Raw genomic sequence first — 18,845 nt, 5'->3', positions numbered from 1 at the left:
GAGAGGTCTGAGGAGCGGGCCATGCACGGGGTCATCGTCGACGTGGAGACCGTCGATCTCCGCTTCCCGACGTCACGCGCGCTCGACGGGTCGGACGCCATGAACGAGGCGCCGGACTACTCGGCCGCCTACGTCGTCCTGCACACCGACGCCGGCCTGGAGGGCCACGGCTTCACGTTCACGATCGGGCGCGGCAACGAGCTCGCGCTCGCGGCGGCGGAGGCGATCGGCCGGCGGGCGCGGGGCTGGTCGATCGCCGAGCTGGTGGCCGACCCGGGCGGCTTCTCCCGGCACCTGCAGGCCGACAGCCAGCTGCGCTGGCTGGGCCCGACCAAGGGGACGATCCAGCTCGGGCTCGCCGCGGTGGTCAACGCCGCCTGGGACCTCATCGGCAAGGCCGTCGGGAAGCCGGTGTGGAAGGTCCTCGCGGACATGAGCCCGCAGCAGCTGGTCGACCTCGTCGACTGGCGCTACCTGCGCGACACGCTCACCCCCGAGGCCGCGCTCGCGATGCTCGAGGAGCAGCTCCCCGGGCGCGCGGAGCGCGAGGCCCGCCTGCACGAGGACGGCTACCCGGCCTACACGACGAGCGCCGGCTGGTTGGGCTACGACGACGACAAGCTCGTGCGCCTGTGCCGGGAGGCCGTCGCCGCGGGCTGGGACGCGATCAAGCTGAAGGTCGGCGGCGACCTCGCCGACGACGTCCGCCGCTGCGCGCTCGCCCGGGAGGCGATCGGTCCCGGGCGTCGCCTGATGATCGACGCCAACCAGACGCTCGGGGCCGCGGACGCGGTGCGCTGGACGGACGCCCTGAAGCCGTACGACATCTGGTGGTTCGAGGAGCCGACCAGCCCCGACGACGTCCTCGCGCACGCCGCGATCGCGCGCGCCATCGCCCCCGTCCGCGTGGCCACCGGCGAGCACGCGCACAACGCCGTGATGTTCAAGCAGTTCCTGGCCGCCGGGGCCATGGGGGTCTGCCAGCTCGACGCCGCGCGGCCCGGCGGCGTCGACGAGGCCGTCGCGGTCCTGCTGCTCGCCGCCGCCCACGACGTCCCCGTCTGCCCCCACGCCGGCGGCGTCGGGCTGTGCGAGCTGGTGCAGCACCTGTCGATGTTCGACTACGTCGCCGTCAGCGGCACCCGTCGGGATCGGATGATCGAGTATGTCGACCACCTACACGAGCACTTCGCCGACCCGGTCCGGATGCGCGGCACGTCCTACCTGCCGCCGACCCGGCCGGGCTACAGCGCGGAGATCCTCGCGGCCTCCCGGGCCGCGTACGCGTTCCCGCACGGCTCGGCGTGGACGGACCGGGCCCGTGACGCGAGCTGACAGCGTCGTCGACCGGGTGATCGGTGCGCTGGTCGCCCGCGTCGAGAACGGGGAGTTCTCGGCGGGGGAGCGCCTGCCGCCGGAGACCGACCTGGCCGCCGACCTCGACGTGTCGCGCCTGTCGCTGCGCGAGGCGGTGCGCGCGCTCGCCGGGGCCGGGGTGCTCGAGGTGCGCCGCGGCGACGGCACCTTCGTCACCGACCTGCGTCCCGACCGGCTGGTGCGGGCCACCGGCTCGTTCCTCGAGCTGGTGGGCGAGCAAGGGGTCGCCGAGCTCTTCGAGTGCCGCCGCGTGCTCGAGCCCGGCGCCACCGCCCTGGCCGCGACCCGCATCGACGAGGCGGCCCTCCAGGATCTCCAGGAACGGCTCGCACGGATGCGCGGGCTCACCGAGCCGGAGCGCCTGGTCGCCGAGGACCTGGAGTTCCACGCCGCGATCGCCGCGGCGGCCGGCAACGCGACGCTCGCCTCGCTGACCGCCGCCGTCGCGGGGCGCACGGCGCGCGTCCGGATCTGGCGGGCGATCGTCGAGCACGACGTCCTGAGCTGGACCCACGACCAGCACGTGGCGATCCTGCGGGCCCTGCGCGAGCGGGACTCGCTCGCCGCCTGGACCGCGGCCTCCACCCACGTCGTCGAGGTCGAGGAGTGGGTCCGGGCCCATCTGACGAGTGCGGGAGGTCGGCCATGAGCGGTCGCAGCGCGGCGTGGTTCGGTGCCGAGGGCCGGTCCGGGATGATCCACCGCTCCTGGATGCGCAACCAGGGCGTCACCGACGAGGTCTTCGACGGGCGCCCGGTCATCGGGATCGCCACGACGTGGTCCGAGCTCGTCCCGTGCAACGCCCACCTGCACCGCGTCGCCGAGGCGGTCAAGCGCGGCGTGTGGCAGTCCGGCGGGTTCCCCCGCGAGTTCCCGTGCACCGGGCTCGGCGAGACGCTGCTGCGCCCCACGGCGATGCTCTACCGCAACCTGCTGGCGATGGAGGCCGAGGAGCTGATGCGGGCCAACCCCCTCGACGGGCTGGTCCTGCTCTCGGGCTGCGACAAGACGACGCCCGGGCTGCTCATGGCCGCGTCCAGCGTCGACCTGCCGGCGATCATGGTCACCGGCGGGCCCATGCTCAGCGGCCGGTACCAGGGCCGTCAGCTCGGCTCGGGCACGCAGGTGTGGCGCTTCGAGGAGGAGCTCGCCGCCGGGACCATCACGCCCGCCGAGTGCGCGGTGGCCGAGGGCGCGATGGCCCGCTCGCCCGGGCACTGCATGACGATGGGCACCGCGTCGACGATGGCGTGCCTGGCCGAGGCGCTGGGGATGCAGCTCCCGTACTCGGCGACCTGGCCCGCCGTCGACGCCCGCCGCGACCAGACCGCGCAACGGGCGGGTCAGCGCATCGTCGAGCTGGTGGAGGCCGACGTCCGCCCGTCGTCGATCATGGTCCGGGAGGCGTTCGAGGACGCCGTCAAGGTCAACGCGGCCATCGGCGGCTCGACCAACGCCGTGATCCACCTGGCGGCGATCGCGGGCCGGCTGGGCGTCCCGTTCTCGCTCGACGACGTCGACGCGCTGGGCCGCGACGTGCCGACGCTCGTCGACCTCGAGCCCTCGGGGCGGTTCCTCATGGAGGACCTCTGCTACGCGGGCGGGCTGCCGGCGGTGATGCAGGAGATCGCCGGGCTGCTGCACCTCGGTCGGCCCACCGTGGCCGGGGGCACCGTCGCGGACGCGATCGCGGACGCGGCGTGCTGGAACCGCGAGGTCATCCACCCGTTCGACCGGCCGATGGCGCCCGCGGGCAGCGGGACGGCCGTGCTGCGGGGCAACCTCGCCCCCGACGGTGCCGTGATCAAGCAGTCGGCGGCGTCGCCGTCGCTGCAGCAGCACCGGGGCCGCGCCCTGGTCTTCGAGTCGCCCGAGGAGTACCGGGCGGTCAGCGACGAGCTCGACATCGACGAGTCGACGGTGCTGGTCCTGCGCTACTGCGGCCCGCGCGGGTACCCGGGCATGCCCGAGGTCGCCAACGTCGGGCTGCCCCGCAAGCTGCTCGAACGCGGGGTGCGGGACATGGTGCGGGTCTGCGACGGCCGGATGTCGGGCACGGCGTACGGCACGGTCGTGCTGCACGTCGCGCCCGAGGCGGCCGTCGGGGGACCGCTCGCCCTGGTCGAGACCGGGGACGAGATCGAGCTCGACGTGCCCGGGCGCTCGCTGACCCTGCACGTCGAGGACGACGAGCTGGCCCGCCGCCGGGAGCGGTGGCGCGCGCCCGCGCCGGCGGAGTCCCGCGGCTGGACCCGCCTCTACACCGAGCACGTGCTGCAGGCCGACCACGGCGCCGACCTCGACTTCCTGGTCGGGGCCGGCGGGGCCGAGGTCCCGCGCGAATCGCACTGATCCCCACTCTCCGCTGAGGAGGAACGACATGGACCCCGTCTTCACCGGCGTGGGCGTCGCCCTGGTGACGCTGTTCGACGACCACCGGGCGCTCGACGCCGACGCCACCGCCGGGCTCGCCGCGCAGCTGGTCGAGCTGGGCGCCGACGCGATCGTCGTGGCCGGCACGACCGGCGAGGCCGACGCGCTGGACGACGACGAGCGGCTGCGGCTGTTCTCCGCGGTGCGCGCCGCGGTCGGGTCGGCGTCCGACGGGGCCGTGGTGGTGGGCGGCACCGGGGCCGCCTCGACCCACCAGGCCGTGGCGCTGACCGCGCGGGCCCCCGACACCGGCGTGGACGCGGTGATCGCCCGCACCCCGCGCGGGCTCGCCGACCCGTCCGGCTACTACCGCGAACTCGCCGACGCCGCGGGCGCCACCCCGGTGCTGGCCTACCACTTCCCGGCGGTCTCCCCGCCCGGCATCCCGGTGGAGATGCTGCCCGGGCTGCCGGTCGCGGGCTGCAAGGACTCGTCGGGTGACCCGACCCGCCTGCTGGCCACGATCGACTCCTACGCCGGGCCCGTCTGGACCGGGAACCCGGCGCTGATCCACATGGCCGGCGCGCTCGGCTGCGCGGGCGGCATCCTCGCCCTGGCCAACGTCGCCCCCGAGCTGTGCGCCGCCGCGTTCGCCGGTGACGCCGACGCGATGCGGAAGTTCACCCCGACCCACCTGGCCTGCGAGCGCGACTTCCCGCGCGGCGTCAAGCAGCTCGTCGCGGAGCGGTTCGGGACCTCGGAGGTGCTCCGTATGGGATGAGAGACGGGATGAGATCAGCCCTGCCGTCAGCCCTGCGTCGGGCCGCCGGCCTCCTCGGACACCGGGCGCAGGCGCTCGTAGCAGGCCGCCTCGAGGTGGCCGCGCATCGCCGCCTCCGCCGCCACGGGGTCGCGGTCGAGGATCGCGCGCGTGATCCGGCGGTGCTCGGAGAGCGTCCGCTCGCCCAGCCCGCGGTCGTAGTGCAGCCGGAAGATGTGCAGGTGGCAGTGGGTGCGCTCGAACGCCCGCCGGACCTGTGCGCTGCCGGCCAACTCGGCCACCAGGACGTGGAAGCGGGTGTCGTGCGCGGCGAGCGCCTTGTAGGAGTCGTAGGTGTCGCTCGCGGGCGTCGCGCAGGACCGCATCTCGGCGTCGAGCCGCTCCCGGCCCTCGGCGTCGGCGTGCTCGGCCGCGCGCGCCGCCGCCCACGGCTCGATGAGCAGCCGGAACTCGTAGAGGTCGTCGAGCTGCTCGCGGGAGAGCAGCGGCGAGGTGCGGTAGCCGCGCAGCGGTTCCTTGACCACGAGCTCGGCCGACTCCAGGCGCGCCAGCGCCTCGCGGACCGGCGTGGGCGACACCCCGAGCTGGCGCGCGAGGCCGTCGATCGAGACCCGCGCGCCCGGTTCGAGGGCGTGATCCATGATCAGCGCCTTGATCGCCTCGTGGACGTCGTCGGCCAGCATCTGACGGCGGGGTAGCGGGCCGACCGTCGCTCCCGGCGCTGCGCTGCTCATGTCCGACCCCCGTCGCTCCGGCCCCACCCCTTGACGGGTGAGCCGCCTCACACGCACCCTACAGGAAATTTCCTACACGATCTGAGTGATCGACATGTCGACATCCGAGACGAGCCGGGCCACCGACCCGGTGCTCCGTCTGCCCGAGGCGCCGGCGGCCCTGCGCAAGCGACGGGTGGGGGTGGCGACCGCTCTGCGGTACTTCGGACCCGGGGCGATCATCGCGTCGCTCACCATCGGCAGCGGCGAATCCATCCTCGCCTCCCGCGAGGGCGCCGTCTTCGGCTACGCCGTCCTCTGGGCCGTCGTGGTCGGCTGCGTCGCCAAGGGCGCCCTCGTGTACGCCTCGAACCGCTACATCACCCTCACCGGGGAGCACCCGATGCGGCGCTTCGCGCGGGTGATGCCGGGCCCGCGCGGCTGGTTCCCGATCGTGCTGGTGGTGATCTGCTTCGCCTCCTTCCCGGGCTGGGCCAGCGGGGTGGCGACGGCGCTCGGGGACTACCTGGAGGCCCTCGGCCTCGGCAACGCCACCCTCTGGGCCGTCGGCGTGCTGCTCGTCGCCGCGGTGCTGTCCTTCGTCGGCGGCTACGCCGTGCTCGAGAAGGTGCAGGTGGCGATCGCCGGGATCATGGTGCTGCTGGTCCTGATCGCGGTGTTCGTCTCGAACCCGGACTGGCTCGCGGCCCTGCGCGGGCTGCTGCCGGTGTTCCCCGACTACGCGCCCTTCGTGGCGGAGCGGTACCCCGAGGTCGCGGAGACGTCGGTGTGGGTCGAGCTCGCGGTGTTCATGGGCGGGCTCGGCGGCGGGATGTACGACTACATCGGCTACACCGGCATGTTGCGTGAGAAGAAGTGGGGGATGCTCGGCCACCGCGACGCCGCCCGGATCGAGCAGGACCTCGCGGCGGAGGACGACCGCGCACCGATCCCGCTGTCGACCGATCCCGAGGACGTCGCGACCGCGCGCGCCTGGAGCCGCGCCCCGTTCTTCGACATGCTCGCGGCGTTCCTGGCCCTGGGCGTCATCGCCGTGGCGTTCATGATGAACGGGGCGACGATCCTGGGTGCGCAGCAGCAGGTGCCCGAGGAGAACGACGTCCTGACCTACCAGTCGCAGTTCTTCGGCGTGGTGGCGCCGGTCTTCGAGTACTTCTACATCGTCGCGATCGTCATGGTCCTCTTCGGCACGATCTACGCGCTCTGGGAGGCCTACTCCTGGACCGCGTACGAGAGCCTCGCGGCGGTCTCGGAGAAGGTGCGGGCACGCGGGCAGCGCGGAATCCGGCCCGTCGTCTACGGATGGACCGGCGCCATCGCCCTCGTCGCGATCCTCTCGGACCTGAGCTTCACCGACCTGGTCACGCCGGCGTCGATCCTCGGCGGCGTCTTCGCCTGCGGCATCTACGGCGCCGGGCTGGTGTACATCGACAAGGTCAACCTGCCGGAGCCCTACCGGATGGGACGGACGCTGCGCACGCTGGTCGTGCTCGGTTCGGCGTTCCTCACCGTCTGCGGCGTGGTCGCGATCCTCGAGCTGGTGGGGGCGATCGCATGAGGACCACGGTGTCGTGGCGCCATGTCGTGCTCGGGGTCGGGTTCCTGGCCCTGGCCGGTGTCCGGGCGGCCCAGGGGGCGCCGGTGTGGGCGGCCGTCTTCGCGCTCGCGGGCGCGGCCAACGCCTGGCTCGCCCTCCGGGACCCCCAGGCGGAGGGGAGCCGGCGCCGGGCGTCGTCGACGCGGACCCCCGCGAGATCGCGCACGAGCGGGCGCGGTGCCTCGCGGCGCAGCGCCGATGGCAGGTCCTCGGGTTCGGCGGGCGCTGCTCGCGGCCGGCCTGTTGCTGGTCGAGCCGCCGCTGGCCGTGCTGGGCGGCGCGGCGGCGCTGTTCGCGGTGTCCCGCGCCCGTCGGGTGCGCCGCTACGCGGCAACGCTGCCCGGCGCCGTCGTTCCGCAGGATCAGGACGGGGATCCGGCCGTGCCCCGCAGGGCCCACAGCGAGGCCGCGATCGGACCGGCGAGCACGACCACCGCGATCACGGCGCCGACCGCGGCGCTGGGCGCTAGGACCACGGCCAGGGCGACGACCACGACGACCTGCACCAGCAGGGTGCGGGGCCGGGGGCCCGGCCGCGTCGCCACCTCGGGCGGCGCGGGCTCGGGCTCGGGCCCAGGGTCCTGAGCGAGGTCGGCCTCGAGCCGCGCGAGCACCGCCTCCTCCTCGTCGGAGAGCGGGCGCGCGGGCTCCGGCGGTCGGGGGTCGTTCAGATCGGACATCCGGGGCCACACCTCGCGTTCGGTGAGACCCCATTGTGGATCAGGATTCGTCGAGCAGCATCGCCGCGTGGTCGGGGACGGCACGGGCGAGCTCGCGGGGCGGGCGCACGTAGCCCTCGCCCGCCGGGCGCGCCGGGATCGACAGCGGTGACAGGTCGGTCGGCGTCCACGGCACCGTGTCGAGCAGGTGGGCGATCGTGTTCAGGCGGGCGCGCCGCTTGTCCTCGGACTCCACCACCGTCCAGGGCGCGGTGTCGGTGTCGGTGGCCGCGAGCATGGCGTCCCTGGCCTTCGAGTACTCGTCCCAGCGGCTGATCGACTCCAGGTCCATGGGGGAGAGCTTCCAGCGCTTGAGCGGGTTCTCCAGGCGCGCGCGGAAACGGCGCTCCTGCTCGTCGGGGCTCACCGAGAACCAGTACTTGCGCAGCAGGATGCCGTCCTCGATCAGCATGTCCTCGAAGACGGGGCACTGGCGCAGGAAGCGGTCGTACTCCTGCGGGGTGCAGAAGCCCATGACGTGCTCGACGCCGGCGCGGTTGTACCAGGAGCGGTCGAGCAGGACGATCTCCCCGGCCGCCGGCAGGTGCGCGACGTAGCGCTGGAAGTACCACTGCGTGCGCTCGCGCGCGGTCGGCGCGGGGAGGGCGACGGTGCGCACGACGCGGGGGTTGAGGTTCTCGACGACCCGCTGGATGACGCCGCCCTTCCCGGCCGCGTCGCGTCCCTCGAAGACCACGACGAGCCGGGCGCCGCTCGTGCGGACCCATTCCTGCATCTGCACCAGCTCGCCCTGCAGCCGCAGCAGCTCGGCCTCGTAGAGCTTCTTGGGGATGCGCTTCGGCTTCGCCGCGGGCGTCGTCATCGCCGTGACCTCTCGTTCGCCGGGTACCGGGGACAGCATCTCCCAGGGACCCGGGGGCACGGGGTCGTCGTCAGAGGGGGATCGACGAACCGTGGCTGCCTGCGGCGGCGCGCCGGTAGGAACGGGGGAGCAGCGAGGAGAGGGCGGTAGTCGATGATCGACCGGGCCGGGCTGGCGGCGTTCCTGCGGCGACGCCGCGAGGCGCTGCAGCCCGAGGACGTCGGCGTGCCGCGGGGCGCGCGCCGCCGGACGAGCGGGCTGCGGCGCGAGGAGGTCGCTGCGCTGTGCCACATGTCGACCGACTACTACTCACGCCTCGAGCGGGAGCGCGGTCCGCAGCCCTCGGAGCAGATGATCGCCTCGATCGCGCAGGGACTGCACCTCTCGCTCGAGGAGCGCGACCACCTCTTCCGGCTCGCCGGGCACCACCCCCCGGTGCGGGGCGCGGCCAGCGAGCACATCAGCCCGGGCCTGCTGCGCATCCTCGACCGCCTCGCCGACACCCCGGCCGAGATCGTCACCGAGCTGGGCGAGACGCTGCGCCAGAGCCCGCTGGGGGTGGCGCTCGTCGGCGACGCGACCGCCTACACGGGGCCTGCGCGCAGCCGCGGCTACCGGTGGTTCACCGACACCGCGTCCCGGGCGCTCTACGCGCCCGGGGAGCACGCGTTCCTCTCGCGGATGTACGCCTCGGGCCTGCGGGGGCTGGTCACCCTGCGCGGACCCGCGTCGCGGGCCGCGTACCTGGCCGCTCTCCTCCTGGGGGAGAGCGAGGAGTTCCGGACGCTGTGGGAGGCCCACGAGATCGGCCTGCGGCCCCACGACGTCAAGCGCTTCGTGCACCCCGAGGTCGGCGAGCTGGAGCTCAACTGCCAGACGCTCCTCGACCCCGAGCAGTCCCACCTGCTGTTCGTCTACACCGCGGTCCCGGGCAGCGCGAGCTACGAGAAGCTGCAGCTGCTGTCCGTCCTCGGGCCCCAGAGCGTCACTCCGGGTCAGCTCCAGCCCGAGGAGTCGTGAGCACGTGTCGCCGGAACACCAGCAGGTAGGCGAAGGACACCCCACCCACCAGGATCAGCCCGGCGACGATCAGCAGCGGGCCCGGGGACGGTGAGGTCGCGATGGCGACGACCAGGGCGACCACGACCCACAGCAGCGCGGCGACGGCCACGGGCATCTCCCACCGCCCGAGGTCCCACGCCCCCTCCCGTCGGTCGAGCCGGGAGCGCACCCGTGCGGGGTCCCGCGCGCACGGAAAGGCTGTGTGGGTCACGCGATCGAGGGAGCCGACATGCACGACGGGACGAGGTCCACCGGGGCTCCTCGCCCGTGAACGCCCTGCCGGCCTGGCTCATCGGGGTCCTCATGGTCGTCGCCCTGGCGCTCGACCACCCCTTCGCCGGCGACGTCGCGGTCCACCCGGCTCCCCTCGAGCGCGTCCTCGTCGACTTCGGCCGGCCGCCGGCCTGAGAGGACCACCGAGGGGTGCGCCGCGTGCCCTCCGTGTCCGGTCGAGCACCCCGCGGAGTGCCACTTGACGGCCTCTGAGCAGGCGTTCTCTACTTGGTTGGGTCACCAAACAAGGGCGCGGAGGACACAGGACATGAGCACGGCAGACGGCGTACTGGTGGTCGGCGCGGGGCCCGTCGGGCTGACGACCGCGTCCCAGCTGGCGCGGCTCAACGTGCCGGTGCGCGTCGTGGACGCCCTGCCGGCGCCGACCACCGAGTCGCGCGCGGTGACCCTCCACGCCCGCAGCATGGAGATGCTCGCGGCGATGGGCGTGCTGCCCCGGCTCGAGGCCCGGGGACGACGCATCCCCGCGATCGCGATGGTCGACGGCCGCACCGGTGAGACGCGGGCGCGCGTCCCGTTCGACGACGTGCCGAGCCGCCACCCCTTCCTGCTCGACATCCCCCAGCCCGACACCGAGGCGGTCCTCGCCGAGCGCGCCACCGAGCTCGGGATCGTCGTGGAGCGCGGGGTCTCGCTGACCGGGCTGGCCCAGGACGACGAGGGCGTCGAGGTCACCCTGCGCGGACCGGAGGGCGAGCGGACGACGCGCGTCGGTTGGGTCGTGGGCGCCGACGGCGGGCACAGCGCCACGCGGCACCTCGCGGGCACGCACCTCGACGGGGCCTTCCACGGCCAGCACTTCGCGATGGCGGACGTCGACGTCGACACCGAGCTGTCGCCCGACACGATCCGGATGTTCACCCACCCCGACGGGATGGGGATCCTCTTCCCGCTCGCAGGCGCCCGCGCCCGCATCATGTTCCTCGTCGACGACCCCGGGCCGGACGCGCCCGACCCCACCCTCGCGCAGATCCAGGCCCTCGCCGACGCCCGCATGGGCGGGCGGGTCACCGTGCGCGATCCGCGCTGGCTGACCTACTTCGAGGTCCACCACGCCCAGGTCCCGCGCTACCGCCTCGGGCGGGTCCTCCTGGCCGGCGACGCCGCGCACATCCACAGCCCGGCCGGGGCGCAGGGCATGAACACCGGCATCCAGGACGCCGCGAACCTCGCCTGGAAGCTCGCCCTGGTCGTGCGGGGCCGCGCCGACGCCGTCCTGCTGGACACCTACCACGACGAGCGGCACCCGGTCGGCGCCGAGGTCGTCAAGGCCACGACGCTGCTCACCGACGTCGGCACGGCGCAGGGCGCCGGTGCGGCGCTGCGCGACGCCGCCCTGTTCGTCGTCGGCCACGTCCACCCGCTCGGGACCGCCGCGGCCACGACGACCGCCGAGCTGCGGGTGAGCTACCGCCACAGCCCGCTGTCCGTGCAGTACGGGGCCCACCACCGCGGCGCGGCCCGCGCGGGGAGCACGCCCCCGACCCCGAGGGCCTCACCCGTCCCGACGGCACGCCCGTCGCGGTCGAGGAGCTGGCGCAGCGACCCGGCTTCCTGCTGCTCGTGCGGGGCGACGCCACCGGGCCGGCGGAGGCCCTCGGCGACCTCGGGTCGGTCGTCCGGATCGGCGAGGACGTGCTCGACCCCGAGGACGTCGTCGGCCGCGCCTACGGGCTCGCGGCCGAGGGGCTGGCGCTGATCCGCCCCGACGGCTACCTCGGCCTCGTCGCCGACACGTCCGACCCGGCCCTCGTGCGCCGCTACCTCGCCGACACGCTGCACGTCGCCGCGCCCGCCGCCGAGCCGGCGGCGGTCGCAGGACCGTCGTGACGGCGAAGCCCGACCGGCGCCGCGCCCTCGTCGACGCGGCGCTCGAGGTGATCGGCGAGTCGGGGCCGGCCGGGTTCACCCAGCCCCGGGTCGCCGCCCGGGCCGGGATGCGCCAGAGCCACCTCACCTACTACTTCCCGACCCGCGACGAGCAGGTCGTCGCCGTCGCCGAGGAGGCGGTGCGCCGTCGCGTGGCCCTGCTGGCCGAGACCCTGGCCGGCGCCGACGGGAGGGCCGAGCAGGTCGCCGCCCTCGCGCGCGTGGTCAGCTCGCCCGCGGACACCCGGGTGCTGCTGGCCCTGACCCAGGCCGCCGACCAGAACGAGGCCGTCCGCCCCGCCTTCGGTGCCCTCGCCGCCGGCGTCGCGCCGCTGGGCGCGGAGGTGCTCGCCACCGCGGGGCGGGACGCCGACCCGGTGTCGATCGCGCTCCTGCAGGCCACCTCGACGGGCATCGCCGTGCTGTCCCTCGCGCGGGGTGGTGACGTGGCGTTCGCCGAGCAGCTGTTCGCCCTGCTCCTCGACCGGCTCGCACCGACCCCGGCCGGACCGCCGTGACCCGGTCAGGGCGTCGGGCTCGCCCCGATCCCGGCCGCCACGTGCGCCGTGAGCCCGGCGGCGACGGTCGGGGCGTCGGCGGTGTCGGGCCAGTGGTGGGCGAGGTGCCCGTCGGGGTCGACGAGGTAGGTGATCGCGGTGTGCGGGACGGCGTAGCCGTCCGGGTCCTCGGGATCGGCGCGGCGGCGGGCGAACACACGGAAGGCCCGCTTGGCCGCCTCGACCTGCTCCGGGGTGCCGGTGAGCCCGGTGAAGCGCGGGTACGACGCCGCGAGGAAGGCCCGGAGGACCTCGGGGGTGTCGCGCTCGGGATCGACGCTCACGTAGAGCGGCCGGACCCGGCCGGCCACCTCGTCGTCGAGGGCGTCGAGGGCCGCGGTGAGCCGGGTGAGCGCCCGGGGGCACACGACGCGGCACGAGGTGAAGCCGAACTGCACCAGCAGCCACGCGCCGGGGTAGGACCGGGCGTCCACCGGGGCGCCGTCGTGGTCGACGAGGTCGAAGGCGACGTCGGGGGGCGCGCTCACTCACACCAGCTCGAGGTCGTGGGCCGGTCCGGGGGCGACGTCGATGCGCAGGCCCTCGGGCACCGCGCGCGCCTCCACCTCCCGGCCGTCGATCCGCAGCCGCGCGCCCTCGGGCACACGTCCGACGACGACGGCCGACTCGCCGTCGCCGGTGCGCCGCAGACGGGCGTGCAGGACCCCGTCGACGACCTCGGCGCGGTGGACCTCGACGTCGCGCCCGACCTCGGTCAGCGCGGGCTCGGTGAAGTGCTCGGGTCCCCACGGCCGCTGGTAGAGCTCGTGCAGCCCGTCGGGGACGTTGAGCCGCGCGTAGCCGAGCAGGACGTTGCCCGTCATCGGCTCGACCTCGGTGCGGTGGCCGTCGGCGTCGGACGGGGTGTCGTTGCGCGGGTAGTAGAGGCCGCCGTCCTGCCGGGTGGGCGCCATGAACCGGTCGGCGTGGGCGAGCAGGCCGTCCAGGGTGGCGCGGTCGCCCATCTCGGCGGCCCAGGCGGCGACCCACCCGGTGTCGCAGGTGTCGGTGATGACGGCCTGGCCCATCACGTTCCGCGCCGGCGCGGAGCGGACCGAGAGGGTGCCGTCGGGGCCGGGGACGAGGAACTCCGCCACCTGGCGCGGGTAGTTCTCGCGCACGAAGTCGCGGTTCCAGGTGTTCATCAGCGCCCCGCACCAGGCGTCGACCCAGGGCGCGAGCATGGCGTTGGGCGCCACGATCTTGCTGTCCTCCAGGATCATCTGGTTGTAGTGCCCCGCTGCGTCGAGGCGCCCGAAGTCGGCCCAGGCCTTCTCGTAGCCGGCCACCACCTCGGTGGCGCGGTCGCCGCCGGTGAGGACGTCGTGCAGCCGGAAGCCGAGGATCGCGGGCTGGTTGCAGATCTGGAACACGCAGTTCGGCTCGCAGGCGACGCCGAGGTAGCCGTTCTCGACCATCTGCCAGTAGAGGTGCTCGTTGAGCGAGTCGCGGTCGTAGGGGAAGCGCTTCGGCTCACCGCCCCAGAAGAAGGACCAGTGCTCGAAGGTGAGCGCGCCGGGCTCGGCGTAGCGGTCCTCGGCGAAGAGGTGGTCGTGCAGCAGGGCGCAGGACTGCACGTAGGCCGAGTACATGATGTTGTCGCGCACCACGGGGTCCCACTCCTCGTGGTAGCCCTCGGAGAGGTGCGCGTTCGCGACCATGCCGCCGCGCGAGACGTCGCGCCAGTAGAGCCAGACGTCGGGCATCAGCAGCTTCTCGATGAGGCGCTGGATCGTCGGGCGGAACAGGCCCGGGGCCGCCGGGAGCCGGTGGCGGTGGGTGAGGGCCAGCCCGTAGATCATGTAGGCGAGCTGGAACCGGTAGCTGCCGAAGTCGTCCTCGCCGGCGCCCTTGCCCTGCATCAGCGACCAGTCGTGGGGCAGACGGCGGGAGAGGTTGTCCCAGTGGCGCAGGTGGCCCAGCTGCGTCTCGTCCAGCACCGACGGCGTCGTCATGCGCCCTGACGCTACGCAGGTCCGGCCCGTCGCCACAGCTGTTCGGGGCGCCGTCCTCTGGACCCGGGACGGCCGGCACCGGAGCCTGGGCAGACCCGACGACAGACCCTGGCCGACCTGGGAGGTCCTGCCGTGACCGCCACCCCCATGGACCCCGCGTCGACGACGAAGTGGATCCCCGGCCCGGAGCGCCTCACCGAGCGAGTGACGGCGATCGACGACGTCTACCTCATCGGTCACTTCGGCATCGCCCACGTCGACCGCGAGTCCTGGCGGCTGCGGATCGACGGCGACGTCGCGACGCCGCGGGAGCTGGACCTGCCCACGCTGCGCAGCCTGCCCACCGTCGACGTGCCGGCCGTCCTCGAGTGCTTCGGGAACCCGCTCGAGCCGGGTGTGTTCGTACGCCGGGCCGCGAACGTGGTGTGGCACGGCGTCCCGGTCGCGGCGCTGCTCGAGGCCGCCGGCGCGGCGTCGGTGTCGGCGCTGTGGGCGACCGGCGCCGACGCCGGGGTCTTCGCCGACGTCGCGTGCACCGAGTACCGCAAGGACGTGCCGCTCGAGGTCGCCCGCGAGCGCGGGATCGTGGCGCTCGGGATGAACGGGGCGCCGCTGGACGACGCGCACGGCGGGCCGGCGCGGTTCGTGGTGCCCGGGTACTTCGGCACCAACAACGTCAAGTGGCTCCGCGCGCTCACCGTCGCCGACCGGCGCCCCGAGCACCTGTTCACCACTCGCCTCTACCAGCGCACCGTGCCCGGCGAGCCCGTGCCGCAGCCGGTGCGCGACCTCGACGTCACCAGCGTCGTCACGACGCCCGTCGAGGGAGCACGCGTCGGCCGCGCGGTCGCGGTGACCGGGTGGGCGTGGGGCGCGTGGCCGGTGGCGTCGGTCGAGGTCGGCGTGGACGGCCGGTGGCGTCCGGCCTCCCTGGAGGCGCGGGGCGAGCACCGGACGTGGCAGCGGTTCACGCTCGACCTCGAGCTGCCGGCGGGCGAGCACGTGCTCGCCGCCCGCGCCACCGACGCGCAGGGCCGCGTCCAGCCCCTCGACGGCGCGCGCAACGCCGTGCACGAGGTGCGGGTGGTCGTCGAGGGCGCTCCCGACTACTGCCTTCCCGAGGACGGGCTACTGCATCGCCGGTGAAGACCTACGCCGGTGATCGTCGGTGGTCCTAGCGTGCGCAGCGACCCCGCACCGCCTCCGACGAGGACGTCGCCCATGAGCCAGCAGCCGCCGCCGACCCACCCTCGTGCGCCGCGGACGTTCGCCGAGGACGACGCCCCGACGGTGTCCCTGCGACCCACGGCGACCTACGGCCCGCCGCCGACCCATGGCCCGCCGCCGACCCATGGCCCGCCGCCGACCATGCCCGGCGGCGGCCGACCCGCCGGCACGAACACGATGGCGATCCTCTCGGTCGTCTTCGCCGTCCTGTTCTCCCCGCTGGGCATCGTCTTCGGGATCGTCGGGCGTCGCCAGACCCGTCGCACCGGCCAGCCGGGACGGGGACTCGCGACGGCCGGCCTGGCGCTCTCCGTCGTGCTCCTCGTCCTCGGCCTCGGGGCCACGGTGTACCTGACCGTCCTCGCGGCGCAGGTCGTGTCGTCGGGACCCGGCCCGGTCCCCGACCAACCCGAGGTCTCCGAGCCGGCGGCCCCGACGGATCCGGTGCCGACCGGACCGGCCGGGACGGCGACGGTCGGGGTCACGAACGGCGAGTACGGCCCGGAGGTGCCGAGCGACGCGCTCGCCGAGCAGGTCGGCGCCCAGAGCGGTGCGACGGATGTCATCTGCCCCGGCTACCTGCCCGCCCAGGTCGACGCGTCCACCGTCTGCTCCGGCGGGGTCGACGGGCAGCAGGCGCAGTTGCGGACGCTGGTGACCGCTGTCGAGGGCTCCGAGGCGACGGTCGACATCACGCGGGTGGGCTGAGGGCGGGCCCGGTCGAACTCGATCTCACCCGCTCAGGAGGAGGCCTCGACGCCGGGCGCCTCCCTACCGTGCGGTGGTCAGGGCTGAGGCGGAGTGCGGGAGGCCATCGGGTGGACGCCGGACCGGACGAGCTGAGGGCCACGACGGCCGACGCGTTCGTCTACGCCTACGCGATGCTGTTCAACTACAAGACCCTCTACGAGCAGGCCGTGGACGAGACGTTCCCCGGCTATGTCGGGGGCTTCGGTCGCTTTCGCCACTACGACCGCGTCTACACCCCTGCCGACACCGACATCGTCACGGCCAACAACGACACCCCGTACTCCTGGGCCTGGCTGGACCTGCGCGCCGAACCGTGGGTGCTCACGGTGCCGCCGGTCCCGGGGGACCGGTACGTGACGTTCCAGTGGTTCGACCTGTTCACCTACAACTTCGCCTACGCCGGCGTTCTCAGCACCGGCCGGGCCGGGGGCCGCTACCTGTTCGCCGGCCCGGGCTGGGACGGGGACGTGCCCGAGGGCATCGACGGGGTGTTCCGATCCGAGACCGAGTTCATCGGCTGCCTGGGTCGCACCGGCCTCGACGGGCCGGACGACCTGGCGAACGTCGAGGCGCTGCAGGAGCAGTACGGGCTCGCGCCACGGCACGCCGTGGCCGGCACGGAGCCACCCCCGCCCGCCCCGGCCGTGGACTGGCCGGTGTGGGACGAGCAGCGTGCCCTCAGCCGCGAGTTCATCGCCTACCTGAACTTCCTGCTGCAGTTCTGCCAGCCGCCCGACCCGTCCGAGCGGGAGCTCATGGCCCGTTTCGCCCGCGCCGGCATCGGTCCGGGGTGGTCGTTCGACGCCGGGTCGCTGACCGACGAGCAGCGAGCAGCCCTCGACGCCGGGGTGGAGGACGGGCATCGCCGGTTGACCGACTCCATCCACGCCACGCACTCGTCCGTCGGGCTCTTCGGCAGTCGCGCGAGCCTGGGCCAGGACTACCTGCGTCGCGCCACGGCCGCGGCGATGGGCATCTACGGCAACAACGTCGAGGAAGCGATCTACATCGGCTGGCACGCCGACGAGCAGGGCCGCCCGTTGACGGGCGGGGACTCCTACACGGTGCACTTCCCGGCCGACCGGCTCCCGCCGGTCAAGCTCTTCTGGTCGATCACCATGTACGCGCTCCCGAGCCGCCTGCTGGTCGACAACCCGATCGACAGGTACTCGATCGGGGACCGCACCGAGGGCCTGGTGTTCGGTCCGGACGGCTCCCTGACCCTGACCGTGCAGCACGACGAACCGTCCGCGCCCGAGGAACGAGCCAACTGGCTGCCCGCGCCGGCCGGCCCGTTCACCGCGATCTTCCGTCTCTACGGACCAGAGCCCTCGGTGATCGACGGCACCTGGCAGGAGCCCCCGATGACCTCCCGGACGCGGTCACCGGGCGGCTGATGCTCCCGTCTCCGCCGTCGGCTCGGGCGCCGAGTCCCCGCTCGCGCGTGCCTGGTCCGCCTCCCGGGCGAGCGCCTGTGCCTCGGCGTTCGACTGGAAGTCGGCGAGCTCCTTCATCAGGCCCCGCCGGATCTTCGGCTGCTGGGACAGCGCGACCGCGACGATGGTCAGGAGGATCCACATCGAGGCGCTGCTGACGATGACGAAGATCGCCGGGAGGATCGCGCTCCCCAGGCGCGCGGCCCACTCCTGGGCCGCGAACACCCGCCAGAGCAGCATGATGTTCACGAGGTAGCCGATCGCGTAGGACACGGCGAAGACGATCGCGAACTGTTTGAGGGTGCCGTCCTTGCGGCGGCGCAGGATCGGCTCGTCCCGGATCGGCACGACGACCGACAGCACGTTCCCGACGCCGAGCCAGAGCAGGATGAACGAGATCATCAGGGCGCAGGCCTTGAAGAACGCGTCGAGGTTGCCGGCCCGCCAGGCGAGCAGGCCGCTGAGCAGGAAGCCGATCGGGGCGACGAGGGAGACCAGGGCCAGGTTCTTGGTCACCAGCAGGTGCCACAGCCGCGCCCCGCTGTCGAGAGCGGCCCGGACGCGCATCGCGTCGAAGCTCATGGCGTTGAGGCAGACCGCGCCGCCCATGACGACCGAGATCGCCCACAGCCCGAGGTAGGGCAGCCACGCCTGGGCCCGGTCCCACTGGAACACCCGGATGACGCCGAGGTAGAGCAGGCCGAGCGCGAGGCCGATCGCGAGGCTCGTGAGGAGCGAGCGTGGCTTGCGCGTCAGCATGTACACGATCTCGCCGCGCACACCGTTGGCCAGCGCGGGCCCGTGCCGGGTGACCGCGTTGCGCCCCTGCAGCGGGGTGTGGCCGTCGATCGCCTCCGCGCCGGGCTCGGCCTCACCGGCGTCGATGCGGGCGAGCCGGGCGTCGAGCACCGCGAGGTGCGCCTCGAGCAGCGCCAGCCGCGCCACGGTCACGGCGCCGGCAGCCTCCGACTCGGCGCGCGCGGCGTCGGCGTGGGTCACCGTCGGAGAGGGCTCGCTGCGGAGCCCCTCGTCGAGGAACGCGTCCCGGAGGCGGGCGCGCCGATCGCTCAGCACGGGCCCCGAGGAGAGCTTCTCCAGCTGGTGCGCTTCGGTGATGGCGCCCTCCACACGTCGCCGGAGAGCGTCGACGTCCTCGCGTTCCTTCCACCTCGACGCGAGCGCGGCCCGTTCGGCGGCACCCGCACGTTCGACCAGCTCCGTCAGATCATCGACGGCGGACATCGCGACTCCCTTGACGACGGCAGCTCGCGGCGGGGGTGCGTGGGTCCGT

At 73.9% G+C, this 18,845-nt stretch carries 20 protein-coding genes; 13 read left to right on the top strand and 7 right to left on the bottom strand.

The annotated features are described in order from the left end of the window. The first annotated feature begins 21 nt into the window (after positions 1–21). Genes ACQPYN_RS24085 through ACQPYN_RS24070 form a run of 4 tightly spaced genes read left to right on the top strand, consistent with a single transcriptional unit; the run spans position 22 to position 4,531 of the window. Entirely contained in the window at positions 22–1,335 is a 1,314-nt protein-coding gene (locus ACQPYN_RS24085) for an enolase C-terminal domain-like protein (RefSeq protein WP_433028627.1), read from the top strand. Beyond that, positions 1,322–2,026, top strand: coding sequence for a FadR/GntR family transcriptional regulator (locus tag ACQPYN_RS24080; protein ID WP_433028625.1), 705 nt, complete (start codon positions 1,322–1,324; stop codon positions 2,024–2,026). The genes ACQPYN_RS24085 and ACQPYN_RS24080 overlap by 14 nt, the downstream gene beginning before the upstream one ends. Beyond that, positions 2,023–3,729, top strand: coding sequence for an IlvD/Edd family dehydratase (locus ACQPYN_RS24075; RefSeq protein ID WP_433028623.1), 1,707 nt, complete (start codon positions 2,023–2,025; stop codon positions 3,727–3,729). Before ACQPYN_RS24080 ends, ACQPYN_RS24075 begins: the two co-directional genes overlap by 4 nt. Positions 3,730–3,757: 28 nt before the next feature. Next, entirely contained in the window at positions 3,758–4,531 is a 774-nt protein-coding gene (locus ACQPYN_RS24070; RefSeq protein WP_433028621.1) for a dihydrodipicolinate synthase family protein, read from the top strand. 26 nt (positions 4,532–4,557) lie between these two features. On the opposite strand, the gene ACQPYN_RS24065 is transcribed toward ACQPYN_RS24070, so the two are convergent. Continuing rightward, positions 4,558–5,265, bottom strand: coding sequence for a GntR family transcriptional regulator (locus ACQPYN_RS24065; RefSeq protein WP_433028619.1), 708 nt, complete (start codon positions 5,263–5,265; stop codon positions 4,558–4,560). Positions 5,266–5,359: 94 nt separating this feature from the next. On the opposite strand from ACQPYN_RS24065, the gene ACQPYN_RS24060 reads away from it, so the two are divergent. Continuing rightward, positions 5,360–6,823, top strand: coding sequence for an Nramp family divalent metal transporter (locus ACQPYN_RS24060; protein ID WP_433028617.1), 1,464 nt, complete (start codon positions 5,360–5,362; stop codon positions 6,821–6,823). Positions 6,824–7,224: 401 nt separating this feature from the next. Here ACQPYN_RS24060 and ACQPYN_RS24055 read toward each other — a convergent pair whose 3' ends face one another. Next, a complete protein-coding gene (locus ACQPYN_RS24055; RefSeq protein WP_433028615.1) occupies positions 7,225–7,542 on the bottom strand; it encodes a hypothetical protein in 318 nt (105 codons plus the stop codon). Positions 7,543–7,582: 40 nt separating this feature from the next. Then, complete coding sequence (gene ppk2, locus ACQPYN_RS24050; RefSeq protein ID WP_433028613.1) at positions 7,583–8,404, bottom strand: polyphosphate kinase 2; 822 nt, start codon at positions 8,402–8,404, stop codon at positions 7,583–7,585. A 153-nt stretch (positions 8,405–8,557) separates the two neighbouring features. On the opposite strand from ppk2, the gene ACQPYN_RS24045 reads away from it, so the two are divergent. Then, positions 8,558–9,424 (top strand): helix-turn-helix transcriptional regulator, encoded by an 867-nt coding sequence (locus tag ACQPYN_RS24045; RefSeq protein WP_433028611.1) that lies wholly within the window; start codon positions 8,558–8,560, stop codon positions 9,422–9,424. Here ACQPYN_RS24045 and ACQPYN_RS24040 read toward each other — a convergent pair. Next, a complete protein-coding gene (locus ACQPYN_RS24040) occupies positions 9,390–9,635 on the bottom strand; it encodes a hypothetical protein (protein WP_433028609.1) in 246 nt (81 codons plus the stop codon). The genes ACQPYN_RS24045 and ACQPYN_RS24040 overlap by 35 nt on opposite strands. Positions 9,636–9,733: 98 nt before the next feature. Here ACQPYN_RS24040 and ACQPYN_RS24035 point away from each other — a divergent pair, with 98 nt between their 5' ends. The 4 genes from ACQPYN_RS24035 to ACQPYN_RS24020 all read left to right on the top strand — a co-directional run bounded on the left by ACQPYN_RS24035 (position 9,734) and on the right by ACQPYN_RS24020 (position 12,147). Beyond that, a complete protein-coding gene (locus ACQPYN_RS24035) occupies positions 9,734–9,874 on the top strand; it encodes a hypothetical protein (protein ID WP_433028607.1) in 141 nt (46 codons plus the stop codon). 133 nt (positions 9,875–10,007) lie between these two features. Next, positions 10,008–11,459 carry an FAD-dependent monooxygenase gene (locus ACQPYN_RS24030; RefSeq protein ID WP_433028605.1) on the top strand — a complete coding sequence of 484 codons (1,452 nt, stop codon included), beginning with the start codon at positions 10,008–10,010 and terminating at the stop codon, positions 11,457–11,459. After that, positions 11,396–11,590, top strand: a complete 195-nt coding sequence (locus ACQPYN_RS24025; RefSeq protein ID WP_433028603.1) for a hypothetical protein — start codon at positions 11,396–11,398, stop codon at positions 11,588–11,590. The genes ACQPYN_RS24030 and ACQPYN_RS24025 overlap by 64 nt, the downstream gene beginning before the upstream one ends. Then, positions 11,587–12,147: a TetR/AcrR family transcriptional regulator gene (locus ACQPYN_RS24020; RefSeq protein ID WP_433028601.1), complete on the top strand. Its 561-nt coding sequence runs from the start codon at positions 11,587–11,589 to the stop codon at positions 12,145–12,147. Before ACQPYN_RS24025 ends, ACQPYN_RS24020 begins: the two co-directional genes overlap by 4 nt. Positions 12,148–12,152: 5 nt before the next feature. Here ACQPYN_RS24020 and ACQPYN_RS24015 read toward each other — a convergent pair whose 3' ends face one another. Further along, the gene (locus ACQPYN_RS24015) at positions 12,153–12,674 is read right to left on the bottom strand and encodes an SCO family protein (RefSeq protein ID WP_433028599.1); all 522 of its coding nucleotides are present in this window, start codon (positions 12,672–12,674) and stop codon (positions 12,153–12,155) included. Next, positions 12,675–14,141 (bottom strand): hypothetical protein, encoded by a 1,467-nt coding sequence (locus ACQPYN_RS24010; RefSeq protein ID WP_433028597.1) that lies wholly within the window; start codon positions 14,139–14,141, stop codon positions 12,675–12,677. A gap of 132 nt (positions 14,142–14,273) precedes the next feature. On the opposite strand from ACQPYN_RS24010, the gene ACQPYN_RS24005 reads away from it, so the two are divergent. From ACQPYN_RS24005 to ACQPYN_RS23995, 3 genes are all read left to right on the top strand, one after another. Further along, complete coding sequence (locus ACQPYN_RS24005; protein ID WP_433028595.1) at positions 14,274–15,287, top strand: molybdopterin-dependent oxidoreductase; 1,014 nt, start codon at positions 14,274–14,276, stop codon at positions 15,285–15,287. 75 nt (positions 15,288–15,362) lie between these two features. After that, positions 15,363–16,076 carry a DUF4190 domain-containing protein gene (locus ACQPYN_RS24000; protein WP_433028593.1) on the top strand — a complete coding sequence of 238 codons (714 nt, stop codon included), beginning with the start codon at positions 15,363–15,365 and terminating at the stop codon, positions 16,074–16,076. Between the two features lie 110 nt (positions 16,077–16,186). Then, positions 16,187–17,515 carry a DUF1254 domain-containing protein gene (locus ACQPYN_RS23995; protein WP_433028591.1) on the top strand — a complete coding sequence of 443 codons (1,329 nt, stop codon included), beginning with the start codon at positions 16,187–16,189 and terminating at the stop codon, positions 17,513–17,515. On the opposite strand, the gene ACQPYN_RS23990 is transcribed toward ACQPYN_RS23995, so the two are convergent. Then, complete coding sequence (locus tag ACQPYN_RS23990) at positions 17,501–18,796, bottom strand: hypothetical protein (RefSeq protein ID WP_433028589.1); 1,296 nt, start codon at positions 18,794–18,796, stop codon at positions 17,501–17,503. The genes ACQPYN_RS23995 and ACQPYN_RS23990 overlap by 15 nt on opposite strands. Between the last annotated feature and the right edge of the window lie 49 nt (positions 18,797–18,845).

The organism is Actinomycetospora sp. CA-053990 (assembly GCF_050948445.1).
Taxonomy (GTDB): Bacteria; Actinomycetota; Actinomycetes; order Mycobacteriales; family Pseudonocardiaceae; genus Actinomycetospora; species Actinomycetospora callitridis.
Note: the sequence above shows the minus strand (reverse complement) of the source record. Positions and strands in the feature narration are given on the sequence as shown.

Excerpts from the sequence above, each read along its gene's own strand:
- ACQPYN_RS24085 (WP_433028627.1), top strand. The coding sequence starts at position 22 with ATGCACGGGGTCATCGTCGACGTGGAGACCGTCGATCTCCGCTTCCCG.
- ACQPYN_RS24075 (WP_433028623.1), top strand. The coding sequence starts at position 2,023 with ATGAGCGGTCGCAGCGCGGCGTGGTTCGGTGCCGAGGGCCGGTCCGGG.
- ACQPYN_RS24070 (WP_433028621.1), top strand. The coding sequence starts at position 3,758 with ATGGACCCCGTCTTCACCGGCGTGGGCGTCGCCCTGGTGACGCTGTTC.
- ACQPYN_RS24065 (WP_433028619.1), bottom strand. The coding sequence starts at position 5,265 with ATGAGCAGCGCAGCGCCGGGAGCGACGGTCGGCCCGCTACCCCGCCGT.
- ACQPYN_RS24060 (WP_433028617.1), top strand. The coding sequence starts at position 5,360 with ATGTCGACATCCGAGACGAGCCGGGCCACCGACCCGGTGCTCCGTCTG.
- ACQPYN_RS24055 (WP_433028615.1), bottom strand. The coding sequence starts at position 7,542 with ATGTCCGATCTGAACGACCCCCGACCGCCGGAGCCCGCGCGCCCGCTC.
- ppk2 (WP_433028613.1), bottom strand. The coding sequence starts at position 8,404 with ATGACGACGCCCGCGGCGAAGCCGAAGCGCATCCCCAAGAAGCTCTAC.
- ACQPYN_RS24045 (WP_433028611.1), top strand. The coding sequence starts at position 8,558 with ATGATCGACCGGGCCGGGCTGGCGGCGTTCCTGCGGCGACGCCGCGAG.
- ACQPYN_RS24030 (WP_433028605.1), top strand. The coding sequence starts at position 10,008 with ATGAGCACGGCAGACGGCGTACTGGTGGTCGGCGCGGGGCCCGTCGGG.
- ACQPYN_RS24010 (WP_433028597.1), bottom strand. The coding sequence starts at position 14,141 with ATGACGACGCCGTCGGTGCTGGACGAGACGCAGCTGGGCCACCTGCGC.
- ACQPYN_RS24000 (WP_433028593.1), top strand. The coding sequence starts at position 15,363 with ATGAGCCAGCAGCCGCCGCCGACCCACCCTCGTGCGCCGCGGACGTTC.
- ACQPYN_RS23990 (WP_433028589.1), bottom strand. The coding sequence starts at position 18,796 with ATGTCCGCCGTCGATGATCTGACGGAGCTGGTCGAACGTGCGGGTGCC.